Annotated in this window: 15 protein-coding genes and 1 tRNA gene; 12 read left to right on the top strand and 4 right to left on the bottom strand. The window is 37.3% G+C overall.

Going from position 1 to position 13,842, the window contains the following annotated elements:
• Positions 1-12: 12 nt before the first annotated feature.
• The 12 genes from R2R71_RS15125 (at position 13) to R2R71_RS15070 (ending at position 10,477) form a co-directional block, all read left to right on the top strand.
• Positions 13-681, top strand: coding sequence for a hypothetical protein (locus R2R71_RS15125; RefSeq protein ID WP_316832118.1), 669 nt, complete (start codon positions 13-15; stop codon positions 679-681).
• Between the two features lie 18 nt (positions 682-699).
• Complete coding sequence (locus R2R71_RS15120) at positions 700-1,272, top strand: DUF4199 domain-containing protein (RefSeq protein ID WP_316832117.1); 573 nt, start codon at positions 700-702, stop codon at positions 1,270-1,272.
• Between the two features lie 132 nt (positions 1,273-1,404).
• Positions 1,405-2,355: a glycosyltransferase family 2 protein gene (locus tag R2R71_RS15115; RefSeq protein WP_316832116.1), complete on the top strand. Its 951-nt coding sequence runs from the start codon at positions 1,405-1,407 to the stop codon at positions 2,353-2,355.
• Positions 2,356-2,425: 70 nt separating this feature from the next.
• Entirely contained in the window at positions 2,426-3,394 is a 969-nt protein-coding gene (locus R2R71_RS15110; RefSeq protein ID WP_316832115.1) for a glycosyltransferase, read from the top strand.
• Entirely contained in the window at positions 3,391-4,179 is a 789-nt protein-coding gene (locus tag R2R71_RS15105; RefSeq protein ID WP_316832114.1) for a hypothetical protein, read from the top strand. Before R2R71_RS15110 ends, R2R71_RS15105 begins: the two co-directional genes overlap by 4 nt.
• A gap of 38 nt (positions 4,180-4,217) precedes the next feature.
• The gene (locus tag R2R71_RS15100; protein ID WP_316832113.1) at positions 4,218-5,720 is read left to right on the top strand and encodes a GH3 auxin-responsive promoter family protein; all 1,503 of its coding nucleotides are present in this window, start codon (positions 4,218-4,220) and stop codon (positions 5,718-5,720) included.
• A 28-nt stretch (positions 5,721-5,748) separates the two neighbouring features.
• Positions 5,749-6,951: a 1-deoxy-D-xylulose-5-phosphate reductoisomerase gene (locus R2R71_RS15095; protein ID WP_316832112.1), complete on the top strand. Its 1,203-nt coding sequence runs from the start codon at positions 5,749-5,751 to the stop codon at positions 6,949-6,951.
• A 30-nt stretch (positions 6,952-6,981) separates the two neighbouring features.
• Entirely contained in the window at positions 6,982-8,298 is a 1,317-nt protein-coding gene (gene rseP / locus R2R71_RS15090; RefSeq protein WP_316832111.1) for an RIP metalloprotease RseP, read from the top strand.
• Positions 8,299-8,370: 72 nt separating this feature from the next.
• Complete coding sequence (locus R2R71_RS15085; RefSeq protein ID WP_316832110.1) at positions 8,371-8,910, top strand: iron-sulfur cluster co-chaperone HscB C-terminal domain-containing protein; 540 nt, start codon at positions 8,371-8,373, stop codon at positions 8,908-8,910.
• A 96-nt stretch (positions 8,911-9,006) separates the two neighbouring features.
• The gene (locus R2R71_RS15080) at positions 9,007-9,297 is read left to right on the top strand and encodes a DUF3817 domain-containing protein (RefSeq protein ID WP_316832109.1); all 291 of its coding nucleotides are present in this window, start codon (positions 9,007-9,009) and stop codon (positions 9,295-9,297) included.
• A gap of 87 nt (positions 9,298-9,384) precedes the next feature.
• Positions 9,385-9,464: transfer RNA gene (locus tag R2R71_RS15075), tRNA-Leu, on the top strand.
• A 191-nt stretch (positions 9,465-9,655) separates the two neighbouring features.
• Positions 9,656-10,477, top strand: coding sequence for an ATP-binding protein (locus R2R71_RS15070; RefSeq protein ID WP_316832108.1), 822 nt, complete (start codon positions 9,656-9,658; stop codon positions 10,475-10,477).
• Positions 10,478-11,160: 683 nt separating this feature from the next.
• On the opposite strand, the gene R2R71_RS15065 is transcribed toward R2R71_RS15070, so the two are convergent.
• From R2R71_RS15065 to R2R71_RS15050, 4 genes are all read right to left on the bottom strand, one after another.
• Positions 11,161-12,066: a patatin-like phospholipase family protein gene (locus R2R71_RS15065; RefSeq protein ID WP_316832107.1), complete on the bottom strand. Its 906-nt coding sequence runs from the start codon at positions 12,064-12,066 to the stop codon at positions 11,161-11,163.
• An 81-nt stretch (positions 12,067-12,147) separates the two neighbouring features.
• On the bottom strand, positions 12,148-12,669 hold the full coding sequence (locus R2R71_RS15060) for a hypothetical protein (protein ID WP_316832106.1): 522 nt from the start codon (positions 12,667-12,669) through the stop codon (positions 12,148-12,150).
• A gap of 219 nt (positions 12,670-12,888) precedes the next feature.
• Positions 12,889-13,269, bottom strand: coding sequence for a VOC family protein (locus tag R2R71_RS15055; protein WP_316832105.1), 381 nt, complete (start codon positions 13,267-13,269; stop codon positions 12,889-12,891).
• Positions 13,270-13,294: 25 nt separating this feature from the next.
• Positions 13,295-13,768 (bottom strand): DinB family protein, encoded by a 474-nt coding sequence (locus tag R2R71_RS15050; RefSeq protein WP_316832104.1) that lies wholly within the window; start codon positions 13,766-13,768, stop codon positions 13,295-13,297.
• Positions 13,769-13,842 lie beyond the last annotated feature (74 nt).

The raw sequence follows: 13,842 nt of genomic DNA, 5'->3' as shown, positions 1-13,842 counted from the left end.
ATACTATAAAACATGGATAATAATGTAAAAAAAGCGCTCAGTGCTTCGATTGATAAATATGCTGAGGTGGAAAATATAGAATCGGGCAGTTTTAAAACGGAGTTGATTGCTGCGTTTGAGCTTGACCTGAATTTCCTTGATAAAACCACATCATTTGATGCCGTTTTCGATTCTAATCCAAAATTCGAAGCGCTTCGGGAAATTTTCTTCGATCTTTTAATGGTGAATTTTTTTAGCAGTGATGTGCAGAAACTGGAAGAAGATTACCTGGAAAGTGATGAATGGGCAAATATAGAAGAAGAAACTATTGACAGAGGTACCGAGCTTTTAAACCTGTTGCTCTATATCAAAGAATGTAAGGATGAAAACATCGAGCCAGAACTAGGCGATTTCCTTAAAGAATTTTTACTGGTGGAAGATGATGAGTTTCAGGACGAGTTTGAAATTTATGAGGAGATTATCAGCAACCAGCAACTGGCAGAAAGCAGTATTCAGGAAATTTGTAAATCTGCAAAAACACTAAATATCAGTGAAGAACTGCAGGAATTATTTGTTCCTTTTATGGCTTTTTTCCTTGATGTAGAGGGTAGTGCAACCACAACTAAAGAAATAATTCAGTTTAGCAGTAACAAATCGTTCGATTCTGCTACTTATATATTAATCACAACAATTAATAACTAAATTAAAATCAAACAAACTATGGACAAGAGCACACTAATTACCAAATTATCCCTTAAGTATGGTCTAATACTTGCGGCCGTTTCAATAGTAATCTCCTTAACTTTATATTTTATCAATCCGGTAATGCTTTACACTAATTTTGCCTTGCCATTTATAATTTTAATTATTTTTATTGGTCTTCTTGTATTTTCTGGAATAAGCATTCGAAAAGAGATTGGTGGTTACTGGACATTTGGCGAAGCTTTCAAATCATTTTTAATTATTGCATTGATTTTAGCATTAGCCTCAGTATTATATAATGTTGTTTTAATGACATGGATTGACCCAAGCTTGCCAGCAACAGCAGCAGCAGCAATTGAAGAGTCGCAGCGAAGCATGATGGAGAAATTTGGAATGGCTTCTGAGCAAATTGATGAAGCTATGGCCAAGGCCGGAAATATGCAGGAAAAGTTAACACCAACATTTAAGAATTCTTTTACAAGTTTTGGTGTTTCAATTGCAATGTACGGCGTATTGTCATTAATTCTTGCCGCAATATTGAAAAAGAAAGCTCCTGTTACTTTCAACACCTTGCCTGAGCAGGACGCCTAATTTAAACATGTAAAAATTTCTAACGTGCAGGTTTTATCATTTAATTTGATGAAATTTGCACGTTTTATTTTAAAAGAGTTTGTTGATAGAACTTAGATCTTGATACTAATACTCAAATTTTGATACTCATACATGGATATATCAGTAGTAGTACCCTTATTTAATGAAGATGAATCGCTGCCGGAATTAACGGCCTGGATTGCCAAAGTAATGAATGAGAATAATTTCAGCTATGAAATTATTCTTGTTGATGATGGCAGCACTGACAAATCGTGGGAGGTTATCGAAACTTTAAAATTGCAGAACAATGCAATTAAGGGAATTAAATTCAGGAGAAACTACGGTAAATCGGCAGCATTAAATGTTGGTTTTGAAGCTACGGCAGGCGATGTTGTGATTACCATGGATGCCGATTTACAAGATAGCCCGGATGAAATACCTGAATTATACCGTAGGATAAAAGAAGAAAAGCTTGATTTAATATCGGGCTGGAAAAAGAAACGCTACGATCCGATTACTAAAACCATTCCAACCAAATTGTTTAATGCAGCCACAAGAAAAATGAGCGGTATTGAATTGAACGATTTTAACTGTGGCTTAAAGGCTTACCGGAGCGATGTAATTAAAACCATAGAAGTTTATGGTGAAATGCACCGTTATATACCTGTTATTGCAAAATGGGCAGGTTTTAATAAAATTGAAGAACAGGTGGTAGAACATCGTGCCCGAAAATACGGTACCACTAAATTCGGTTTCAGCAGGTTTATTAATGGCTTTTTAGATTTACTTTCTATATTTTTTGTTGGGAAATTTGGTAAACGGCCCATGCACTTCTTCGGTTCGCTCGGGGTATTAAGTTTTTTCGTTGGTATTGTTATGGCACTGTATACACTGTTTGAGAAACAATATTTAATCTGGAAAGGGCTTAGCTACCGCGATGTTACCCAGCAGCCTTTGTTTTACCTTTCGCTGGTTGCCATAGTAGTAGGTTCACAAATGTTCCTTGCCGGATTTATTGCCGAACTGTTATCTAGAAATGCACCTGAAAGAAATCAATATTTAATCGAAAAAGAATTAAAATAGATGTAAAATGTAAGGTGTAAAATGGAATTCCATTATACATCTTGCATTTTCCTTTTTCCATCTCCAAAATATGTTTTTCTCTATTATCATACCGCTTTACAATCGTCCGCAGGAAATTAATGAGCTATTGTATACGCTAACCAAACAAACTTACCTGCAGTTTGAAGTGCTGGTTATAGAAGATGGTTCGAAAGAGGATGCTAAATCAATTGTAGAAGGCTATTCAAATAAACTGGATATCAGGTATTTTTACAAGGAAAACGAAGGACAGGGTTTCACCCGGAACTTTGGTTTCGAAAGGGCTAAAGGCGATTATTTTGTGATTTTCGATTCCGATTGCCTGATTCCCCACAATTATCTCGAAGTGGTAAAGAATTACCTGTACGAGCACCATCTCGATGCCTATGGCGGACCAGATGCTGCGCATGATAGTTTTACGCCTGTACAGAAAGCCATTAGCTACGCCATGACTTCGCCTTTTACAACTGGAGGAATCAGAGGTAATAAAAAACACATGGGGCAGTTTCATCCACGAAGCTTTAACATGGGGGTATCCCGGCAGGTTTGGGAAAAGCTTGGTGGCTTCATCTTAACCCGTTTAGGCGAAGATATCGAATATAGTATCCGAATCCATGAAAATGGTTTTAAAATAGGCCTAATCCCCGAAGCCAAAGTGTACCATAAAAGAAGAACAAGCTTTAGCCAGTTTTACAAACAACTTCACTTTTTTGGCCGTGCAAGAATTAATATTTATAAACACTTTCCGAAAGAATTAAAACTGGTGCACTTTTTTCCTGCTGTGTTTACTATTGGCTTTATCGCAACAATACTCTTCAATATATGCTACCCACCTTTAGGCTTATTGGGCGATTTTATTCTACTGCTGTTTTTTATGTTGATATTTTTTCATTCATGGTCTGTAAATAAATCGTTAAAAGTTGCATTTTTGAGCATTATATCTTCATTTATCCAATTAACCGCCTATGGCTTAGGCTTTATTCAGGATTTATTTAAAAGAGTGGTATTTAAACAACAATGATAAATTATTTAAAAGAAAGCACTTTTGCTGTTAACGATGTAATTCAAAAGGCCTGGGGCATAACCAAAAAACATTATTTCTCAATAGCAACGCTATGTTTTTTAATGTTTATTACTGCGAGTGCTTCGAGTTTAATGGCGTTTTTTATAAAAGATGTGAGCAAGGTTTTAAGTATCGCTATGGTATTTATTTTTATCATGCTTTACTTTACCATTAACCTTTCGCTTTTCAAATATATTTTCCACTTAATGGATGATGAGCTTAGTGATGTGAAAATTGTTGATACCTTACCAACAAGGCAGCAAATTATCCGTTTTCTTATTGCTACCCTATATTTTGTGGCTTGTATATTTGGCGTTTATCTGGTTGTAATTTTAATCGCTTTTCCATTTATTTATACAGGTATTGATATCACCATAGTTAAAAATGTAGCGATATCCGTTGGTATTGTGGCTATTTTTATTACCTGGTTAAGGATATCATTTTTTCCTTTTTTTATTATCGATAAAAATGCCACTCCGTTTGATTCAATAAAATTAAGCCTGGCAACTACTAAAGGCAATTTTACCAAGATTTTATTGCTTTTGATCGTTCTTGGAGGAGGTTATTTAATTTACCTTTTATTAAACTATTTACAGTGGCCATTGGTTGCCTTTGTAGTGAACATTTTAAGCTCATTTATTATTGTACCCTTATCAAGTGTAGCATTAACTGTAGCTTACCGTAAAATTTCGAGCGAATATAAGGGCGATGAACATCCCGATATTTTGCATAACATTGTTTAACAAAAGGTACTCTTAACTAAAATTCAAAAATTTAACGAATGGGATTAAAAGCAGCATTAAGTAAACCTTTTGCAGCCTTTGCAGTGTGGCAAATCAATAAATGGAAACATAATGCAGTTGCCGCTCAGCAAAAAATCCTATTGAAATTGGTTGCTGAAGCCAAAAACACGGCATTTGGAAAAGACCATCACTTCGCTGAAATAAAAAACTATGCTGATTTCAGGCAGCATGTTCCTGTTCGCGATTATGAGGGCTTAAAGCCATACGTAGACCGTGTTGTTGCGGGTGAAGCTGATGTACTTTGGAAAGGCAAACCGCTCTATTTTGCAAAAACATCGGGTACTACTTCTGGTGTAAAATACATTCCACTTTCGAAGGAATCAATGCCTGAGCATATTAAAGCAGCCAGGAATGCAATCTTAACCTACGTAAATGAAACAGGTAATACCGCTTTTGTTGATGGTAAAATGATTTTCTTGCAGGGAAGCCCTGTACTGACTGAAAAAAATGGTGTTAATGTTGGCCGGCTCTCTGGTATAGTTGCTCACCATGTCCCAAATTATCTGCAACAGAACAGGTTGCCCTCTTACAATACCAATATTATCGAAGATTGGGAGCAAAAGGTTGATGCTATTGTGGAGGAAACAATTCATGAAAACATGACCTTAATTTCGGGTATTCCGCCATGGGTGCAGATGTATTTTGATAAACTTTCCGAAAAATCAGGAGGTGAAAAGATTGCCCAAATCTTCAGAAATTTCAGTTTGTTTATTTATGGTGGTGTAAATTTCGAACCTTATCGGGCAAAAATACAGCAAAGCATTGGTAAGAAAATCGATGCAATTGAAACCTATCCCGCTTCAGAAGGATTTATCGCTTACCAGGATTCGCAAAAGGATAGAGGCTTATTGCTTTTAGCGGATGCCGGTATTTTTTATGAGTTCATTCCCGCAGATGAATACCATAATGAGCATCCTGTACGCTTATCACTAGGAGAGGTGGAGCTCGATAAAAATTATGCGCTGATTATGAACACCAATGCAGGTTTGTGGGGTTATAGTATTGGAGATACCATAAAATTTGTATCCAAGAATCCATATAAAATTGTCGTTACCGGCCGGATTAAACACTTTATTTCTGCCTTTGGCGAGCATGTAATTGGAGAAGAAGTAGAACAAGCCCTTTTATCAGTAGCAAATGATGAAAAGGTCGAAATTACAGAATTTACGGTGGCACCCCAGGTTAATCCTAATGCCGGTGAATTGCCTTATCATGAATGGTTTATCGAGTTTTCTACAGCACCAGAGGATATCGTTGCATTTAGTAAAAAGGTTGATGAAGCTTTGCAGAAGAAAAATATTTACTATTTTGACCTGATTGAAGGGAATATATTGCAACCTTTGGTTATCCGGACTTTACAGAAGGATGCCTTTGTAAATTACATGAAAAGCGAAGGGAAATTAGGCGGACAAAATAAGGTTCCAAGGTTAAGTAACGATAGAAAGCTGGCGGATGAATTGAATAGGTATATTATTGTCTAATTCAATATGGGATGATGGCCTTTAATAAATGAAAGAAAAACAATTGAATAATATTACAATACAACAATCAATAAAAAATATAACTGTACTCGGTTCTACGGGTAGTATAGGCACACAAGCACTGGACGTTATCCGCGATAACCCCACTATTTTTAAGGTGGTGGTATTGTCTGCACTGAAGAATGCTGCTTTATTGATTGAGCAGGCAAAAGAATTTCGTCCTGAAGTTGTTGTGATTTGTGATGAAGGACAATATTCCACTGTTAAAGAAGCTTTGTCACCTTTAAATATTAAGGTTTTAGCAGGAGAAGCAGCCTTAACCGAAGTAGCATCCCTTCCGCAAAGTGATCTTGTGTTAACAGCTTTAATGGGTTCAGTAGGTTTAAAACCAACCATTGAGGCAATAAAGGCCGGCAAAAATATTGCATTGGCCAATAAAGAAACACTGGTAGTTGCAGGTGAGCTTGTTACACAACTGGCCGAAAAGCATCAGGTAAAAATCCTTCCGGTTGATTCTGAGCATTCAGCAATCTTTCAGTGCCTGGTAGGCGAGGGACACAACGAAATTGAAAAAATTTACCTCACAGCTTCTGGTGGTCCTTTCCTTGGTAAGGATAAGTCTTTTCTTTCAACGGTTACCAAAGCGCAGGCCTTAAAACACCCTAACTGGGTAATGGGCGCAAAAATTACCATCGATTCGGCTTCATTAATGAATAAAGGGCTTGAAGTAATTGAAGCAAAATGGTTATTTAATCTTAATGCCGATCAAATTGATGTGATTGTACATCCTCAATCCATTATTCATTCCATTGTACAGTTTACAGATGGTTCCATGAAAGCACAAATGGGCGTTCCTGATATGAAATTGCCTATACAGTATGCGATAAATTATCCCGACAGGCTAAAAAACAATTTTAAGCGTTTTAACTTTCTGGATTATCCGAACTTCAGCTTTCAAAAGGCAGATATGAAAACCTTTAGGAACCTTGGTTTGGCATTTGAATCGTTAAGAAAGGGTGGGAATATGCCTTGCATTTTAAATGCGGCGAATGAAGTGGTGGTAGAAGCCTTCCTGAACGATAAAATCGGTTTCCTGCAAATGAGCGATGTAATTGAAAAGTGTATGAATGATGTGAAATTCATTGAAAAACCACAATTAACAGATTTTTTAGAAACTGATAAACATAGCCGTATCTTAGCGGCCGAATTAGTAACAAAAAGTATATTTTAACATCTAACATAAAAATATTAGAAATAGCGTATGAATGGATTGATTATGGCGGGTCAGCTGTTGCTCGGATTGTCTTTATTGGTTATACTACACGAATTAGGGCATTTTCTGGCAGCGAGGGCATTTGGTATCAAGGTAGAGAAGTTTTATTTATTTTTTGATGCCTGGGGTTTTAAGCTTTTCAGCTTTAAAAAAGGCGATGTAGAATATGGCGTGGGATGGCTGCCTTTAGGTGGTTACGTTAAAATTGCCGGCATGATTGATGAAAGCATGGATACCGAGCAGATGGCTCAACCAGCACAACCATGGGAATTCCGCTCTAAACCAGCATGGCAACGTTTAATTGTTATGCTTGGTGGAATTATTGTTAACGTAATCGTAGGTATTTTCATTTTCTGGATGCTTACTTTTAAATACGGCGAAACCTTTACTCCAAACAGTGCTGTTGTAAACGGTATTCAGGTTGGTAAAGTAGCTTCCGATATTGGTTTAAAAAATGGTGATAAAATCCTGGCCATTAATGGTAATAAAGTATTGCGCTTCGAAGAACTGAAAAGTTCGAAAGTTTTAATGGGCAACACCACTTTAACGGTTATCCGTGGCGATAAAACCATAGAAATTAAAGTCCCTGATGATTTTCTTAATAAAGTAGCTGATGGAAAAAGTCTTTTTGCCGAGCCACGTTTAAAAACCATTGTGGATAGTTTAATGAGTGGTTACGGTGCAGAGAAGGCCGGAATAAAAGTTGGCGATAGAATTACTGCCGTTGATGGTGTGCCGGTAAATTTCCAGGACGAGGTTAAACCCCTCGCCTTAAAGAAAAAAGGGCAAAATATTGCTGTATCGGTTAGCAGAAATGGAAAACCATTAGATTTTACTGTTAAAGTTGATACCTCCGGTGCTATTGGTTTTTATGGCCATTTTAACGAAATTAAACGTAAAACTATTAATTATGGCTTCTTAGCGGCACTTCCGGTTGGTGCAAATATGGCCTGGAATACCTTTGCCGATAACGCAAAAGGTATTGGTAAAATGATTACCGGAAAAGTTAGTGCCCGTAACATCAGCAGCCCGATCGGTATTGCCAAAGTATATGGCAGCACGTTCGATTGGGTTAAATTCTGGACTTTAACCGGTTTAATTTCGATGGCCCTTGCCTTTATGAATTTATTGCCAATCCCCGGATTAGACGGAGGGCATGTGGTTTTCCTTTTAATTGAAATGGTGCAGCGTAAACCTGTTAGCGAAAAGGTATTAGAGAAAGCCCAGATTGCCGGTTTTGTTATTCTGATTAGTTTAATGGTGTTTGCTTTTGGTAACGATATTTTAAAAATATTCGGTAAGTAAAACCTATTTTATAATATTGCCTCAGGTATTCACACTTTGTTGTCAGTACCTGAGGCTTTTTAATTTCCAGATATGGCTACCCAGAATACAACCCCGAATTATTTTGAATTTTATGAATTACCAGTTCAGTTTCATCCTGATTTGAATGCGGTAAAAACTAAATTCTATGCATTAAGCAAAAAATACCATCCCGATTTTTATGCTAACGAAAGTGAAGAAAAGCAGCAGGAAGTGCTGGATTTATCAACGTTGAATAACAAGGCCTACCAGGTGCTTAGCAATAATCAAAAGCGCTTAAAATATGTATTGGAGTTGGAAGGTGTTTTAGAAGCCGATGAAGCCTACCAGTTGCCGCAATCTTTTTTAATGGAGATGATGGATGTTAACGAGGCAATAATGGATTTGGAGTTTGAGCCTGATGCTGACAAACAAAGCCAGGTTAACGCTGATGTTATTTCAATAGAAAACCAGCTCGAAGAAGAATTAGCTAAATTAACTACCCACTTTGATGAAAAACAGGATGATACCGCTGAATTACTGAAAGCAATTAAAGATTCCTACTATCGTCAAAAATACATCGCCCGAATTAGGGAACGATTGCCTAAGCAATAGAATTTATAAGGTTGTTATCTTTTGATTGTAAAATCATTTTTTTTGCTTTTGAATGATAACTCCTTTAGCCTACTTTCGGGACAAACAATCAGATATATGAGTTCACTTTCTATTTTTCGTAAAGTTGCTGTGGCCGAAGGTATTTCCTATTTACTTTTATTACTGGTGGCTATGCCTGTTAAATATATTTTTCACTACAAAGAATTGGTAAAATATACAGGTTGGGTACATGGTATTTTGTTTATTGCTTACGCGGCTTGCCTAGTTATGGCCTGGCAGGAACAGAAGTGGAAATTTGGTAAAGCCTTATTAATTTTTCTGGCTTCCTTATTACCTTTTATGCCATTTGTAGTGGATAGAAAATTAAAGGATGAACGACCATTGTAATTGTACAACAGGAGGTTAACATCTAATTTAAAATAATTTTGTGATTTTAGCTTTCGTTCCATACATTTGCAACCCCGTCCAACACATGCCCAGCTGGCGGAATTGGTAGACGCGCTGGTCTCAAACACCTGTGGGAAACCGTGCCGGTTCGACTCCGGCGCTGGGTACTAATCGGGCTAAAGCCTGAAAACTAAGGATTGCTTTGCTAAGCAATCCTTTTTTTGTTTAATAATGTTTGGATTGGATTTGGGATCGCGAATGCCCGCACTCCTTTATCCTCAATATTTAATTATAAAAGATATTTTATTCTTTATCTATAGCTTATTCCTATATTTTTAAACAAAATAAACGAAAAACTATGAAAACGATTTTAACAATAACTTTTGCCATTCTTACTCAAGTGGTATTCGCTCAAAAAAATCTAACTAAATTATGGCAATCAGATACAACACTAAGATCACCGGAATCGGTATGTATTGATGCTAAAAATAAAGTGCTTTACGTTTCCAACACCGTTAGTTTTAATGAGAAAGGAACTAGCTTTATCAGTAAACTGGATATGAATGGTAAATTCATCAGCAGGGAATGGATTAAGGGTTTAAATGCAGTGTTAGGCTTAGGCATGTACAAAGATCGTTTGTACGCTGCAGAAGCCAACTCAAAGGAACTGGTCGTTATCAATATTAAAACTGCTGAAGTAATTAAAAGAATCCCTGTTGAAGGTGCTGTACTGTTAAATGATATTACCATTGATGAAAAAGGAATTGTATATGTCAGCGATACGAGAACAGGAAAGGTAATCCGCATTGAAAATGATCAGCCAGCGGTATATCTTGAAAATCTGAAAGGGGTAAATGGTTTACTTGCCGTTGGAAAAATGCTCTATATCCTGTCAGATGGAGCCTTGATCAAGGCTGATGAAAATAAAAATACCGAAGTTATTTCTAAAGGAATGGAGGGAGGACTTGACGGTGTAGCCCAGGTAAATGATAAGGAATTTCTGGTTTCAGGCTGGCAGGGGCTTGTTTATTATGTCAATGCAGATGGCTCAAATCAGGTATTGCTTGACACCAGAGCAGAAAAGATTAGTGCAGCGGATATAAATTACAACAAGACCAGCAAAACACTTTACGTGCCTACTGTAAGAAGCAATTCAATAGTTGCTTATCAAGTAAAGTAGCATTACCGATTTCGGTACGTTAGAAAACCCCTATAAACAAGCTTCTGTTTGTTTATAGGGGTTTTTCTTATGGCGCTTTGCACACTTGCATTTTTTGTTCGGTTAAATAAATTCTGCCAAAAATCTATTGGTATACTGGCATAGCAGCTATGGTCAAGACGCCCATCTCTGGCACATTCGTGTCGCTTGTGAAAAACAAATAAAAAATATTAGAACCTGGCATTTTTGTTGGGCTTTACTGTTTAGGCCTGTAATCTTGCCGCACAATAAAAAGATTCGGTTTGAGGCTGAATATCCAGAAAGAGATAATAGCAAAAGAAAAGTATTGCTCAACCGGCAAAATGGTTTATATAACTTTAACCTTTAATACGGGTTTTATTCGTGATTTAGTTAGGCTTTGCTCAGGTAGAATTGTCATAATTCCGTCTGAACCCCGACCAAACCCCGACTAAAATGCGACTCAACTATTCATTTTGGCCATTGTTTTACATGGCTATAGCTTTACATCTCGTACTGCTATTGCTCTACTTCAATTGAATAAATAGATGGATATCATTCAGAAATATATTTTACATTAAGGGCAGCCATTTCTACGCTTTGCCATACTTAAAATACTGGGCTCATCAATTGATCAATCTTTTATCTATCCAAATAACCTGAATGCGTTTTATTACCTGTGATAGCTATTTGCTTTCCAGCAAATGGGTCTTACAATGCAGGCGGTTGAATAATTCCAGTCCTTCCTGCCACCAGGCAGTCATTTCTTCCTTGTCGAAAACAAAGGAATGTGCGGTAAGTTCCCTGTCAATGTAATAGAAACTGATCTTCACATTTCGGCTTGCTGTTTCGAGTTTAGATATGATCAGGTCGTCGTTTGCGATCTGTCCAAGCATAAAATCGCTCGTTCTGGCAAAGATTTCAATCGCATTTTGGAGTGGCGGATTGTTGTAGTCTGCTTTTTCCTGACGCAAAACAATGGTATCAATCTCGGTGACTCCTTTTATAATCGCTTCCTGAACCGGTATAAGGTTACCAAAACCACCGTCGGCATAATCTTTTCCGTCTTTGCAAAACAAACTCATCAATGGAGACAGGTTACATGATGCCCACATCCAGTCACAAAATTCATCATAACAACAGTCATTAGAAGATTTGTATTCGATTGTTTGGTTCGTGAGGTTCGCTACCGTTACCACAACTTCCTTGTTTTTTGCCTTTATGCTGCGGAAATCCTCTTCCAGGAAATTTTCCCTGATCAATTTTCGTAAGGCACTGCTGTCGCCAAGAGTCTTTTGTCTTTTAATAAACTGCATTATAACCCCAAAATGATTAATGCGTAGCTTCACCTTTCCATCTTTCCGTTTGATGATAAACGGACATACCGTGAATATATCGGATTGAACAATGGTTGTATATAATTTTTTGATCCGGTCAATTTCTCCAATTGCGAGGAATGGAACTAAGAGACTACCCGTTGAGCTGCCGACAAACAAATTGTAATCCTTTCCTGCATTTTTGAGCAAGTATTCAGATACTCCACCAGCAAAAGCGCCCTTGCTGCCGCCTCCGGATATGACCAGTGCCTTCATTTTTTATTAATCTTTATAAGTAAGTTTTTCACAATAAATATAGCTGATTTAACCATTTTTCAGGAAAGCTTGTATTGCGGATTAAGATTTGTTTAATCTTAAGTCGGGGGGATTGCTCTTGTTTATTTTTTTCAGTCTTAAGCGGATGTATTGTTGTAAAAGTACCGGATAAAAATTGTAAAATATATTGGTTATCAAAAGCCAAATGGAAAGATAAAAAAGCTTCAAGGCCATCGCATAGCTCATACTCCCTAAAAAGAAAAACAGACAGACCAGATGAAAACGCTCCTGAACGACCGTTCTGAGTATTAAGGATTTTATGTTCAGTTTAGCAGTAAGGTTTTTTCTGTTTTTACCCGCAAATCTTTTCGCAATTTTTCCATCCTGAACAAAGAGCAAAACATGTCCTACGCCGATCTTTTGATAGGATTTGGTTGTTTTGCTGATTACGAAGTAAGACAAAGGCGTAAATCCAATAAGGATACTAAGGCAGGAAATTGTAATGAAGTAGCCGATGTGCCAATGCTGATTCCAAAGTACTATAATTGGAAAGAAAGCAATTAAAGTCCAAAAGAAATTAATGAGCTGATTGATGACTTTCATTTCGCCTGAGAGGAAATCTTTAAGATAAAATTATCCTGTTAATTTACTATTAGACAATAACAACTCGGATTTGTTTTTTTAAATGCAGGATTGCGGCTTTTAAAGCAAGTTCCAACAGGGAGTTTTTCAGCTGGAACTTGCTTCATCATAAAGTAAACAGCTATCCTTGTCACAAAGAAAAGCCAGTGTTTAGGAGATAGCTATCTTATAAATCAAGTCTTAAACTTCGAGTACTGAAAAAATATTTCCTGCCGGATCTTTAAACCAGGCAATACTGGGACCTCCATTACCTCTTGAAATGCCTTTTTCATCTGTTTTGAGATATTCCTGGTCATATTGTTCGAAAATAACATCATTAGCCGTTAATGCATCGACTGTTTTTTCAATATCTGTTACCGGGAAATTAAGAACGGTAAAGGTGGCAGCCTGATGATTTGGTTTGGGATAAACCATTACATTCGATGACCCGGGAATCTCCAGCTCGAGAATGCCCATTGGGTTGTCCTTTACTGATAAGCCAAGTACGTTTTCATAAAAGGCTTTTGCTTTTGGAATGTCGTTTACGGAAAACGAACTAAATGCTTTTGAATCTTTTAACATATCTGGTGATTTTTGGTAATTAAACTTAAGATTTCCAGGCACCCAATAGCCTGCGTATAACAATGATTTCTGCAATATGGTAAGCATTATGGTCTGCCAGCTGCAAGGCTTCCCTTAAAAGGGATTGCCCGCTACCATGGGGAATAGGTTTAAACAAATCATCAGTTTTAACCAGCTGTATAAATTCCTTAAGATTGGCTTCTAGCTGCTCAAGGCAAGCTTGCCATTTAGCCTCGTTTTCCGGGGCAGTTTCCTTTGGCCAGTAATCATCAGGCCATTTGGGTGATTGATGCTTTGCGTCCTTACTGAATTCCAGCATATCCCATTGGGCAATCCTGATGTGTTCTGTCAGCTGCCAGATGCTGTAGGGTAGCCCATATGGCCTTTCACCAAGCAGCTCAAATGGTAAACCTGCAATAGCATCCTTAAAACCGGCATGTGCCGAACCGCCGTTCAGCAATTTTTCCAGTTCTGCAATTAATATATCCTTGCTTTCCATTACTTAACAACAATTCCCAGGCTGACATGGTTTTTGCTTATTTGCATCTCATGCCCATAAAATTTACACATTTG

The organism is Pedobacter aquatilis, from assembly GCF_032678405.1.
GTDB lineage: Bacteria > Bacteroidota > Bacteroidia > Sphingobacteriales > Sphingobacteriaceae > Pedobacter > Pedobacter aquatilis_A.
Note: the sequence above shows the minus strand (reverse complement) of the source record. Positions and strands in the feature narration are given on the sequence as shown.

What these genes read in the sequence shown, in the direction of transcription:
- R2R71_RS15060 (WP_316832106.1), bottom strand. Translation starts at nt 12,669, where the DNA reads ATGAAAGTCATCAATCAGCTCATTAATTTCTTTTGGACTTTAATTGCT.
- rseP (WP_316832111.1), top strand. Translation starts at nt 6,982, where the DNA reads ATGAATGGATTGATTATGGCGGGTCAGCTGTTGCTCGGATTGTCTTTA.
- R2R71_RS15115 (WP_316832116.1), top strand. Translation starts at nt 1,405, where the DNA reads ATGGATATATCAGTAGTAGTACCCTTATTTAATGAAGATGAATCGCTG.
- R2R71_RS15120 (WP_316832117.1), top strand. Translation starts at nt 700, where the DNA reads ATGGACAAGAGCACACTAATTACCAAATTATCCCTTAAGTATGGTCTA.
- R2R71_RS15065 (WP_316832107.1), bottom strand. Translation starts at nt 12,066, where the DNA reads ATGAAGGCACTGGTCATATCCGGAGGCGGCAGCAAGGGCGCTTTTGCT.
- R2R71_RS15080 (WP_316832109.1), top strand. Translation starts at nt 9,007, where the DNA reads ATGAGTTCACTTTCTATTTTTCGTAAAGTTGCTGTGGCCGAAGGTATT.
- R2R71_RS15070 (WP_316832108.1), top strand. Translation starts at nt 9,656, where the DNA reads ATGAAAACGATTTTAACAATAACTTTTGCCATTCTTACTCAAGTGGTA.
- R2R71_RS15100 (WP_316832113.1), top strand. Translation starts at nt 4,218, where the DNA reads ATGGGATTAAAAGCAGCATTAAGTAAACCTTTTGCAGCCTTTGCAGTG.
- R2R71_RS15055 (WP_316832105.1), bottom strand. Translation starts at nt 13,269, where the DNA reads ATGTTAAAAGATTCAAAAGCATTTAGTTCGTTTTCCGTAAACGACATT.
- R2R71_RS15085 (WP_316832110.1), top strand. Translation starts at nt 8,371, where the DNA reads ATGGCTACCCAGAATACAACCCCGAATTATTTTGAATTTTATGAATTA.
- R2R71_RS15110 (WP_316832115.1), top strand. Translation starts at nt 2,426, where the DNA reads ATGTTTTTCTCTATTATCATACCGCTTTACAATCGTCCGCAGGAAATT.
- R2R71_RS15050 (WP_316832104.1), bottom strand. Translation starts at nt 13,768, where the DNA reads ATGGAAAGCAAGGATATATTAATTGCAGAACTGGAAAAATTGCTGAAC.
- R2R71_RS15095 (WP_316832112.1), top strand. Translation starts at nt 5,749, where the DNA reads ATGAAAGAAAAACAATTGAATAATATTACAATACAACAATCAATAAAA.
- R2R71_RS15125 (WP_316832118.1), top strand. Translation starts at nt 13, where the DNA reads ATGGATAATAATGTAAAAAAAGCGCTCAGTGCTTCGATTGATAAATAT.
- R2R71_RS15105 (WP_316832114.1), top strand. Translation starts at nt 3,391, where the DNA reads ATGATAAATTATTTAAAAGAAAGCACTTTTGCTGTTAACGATGTAATT.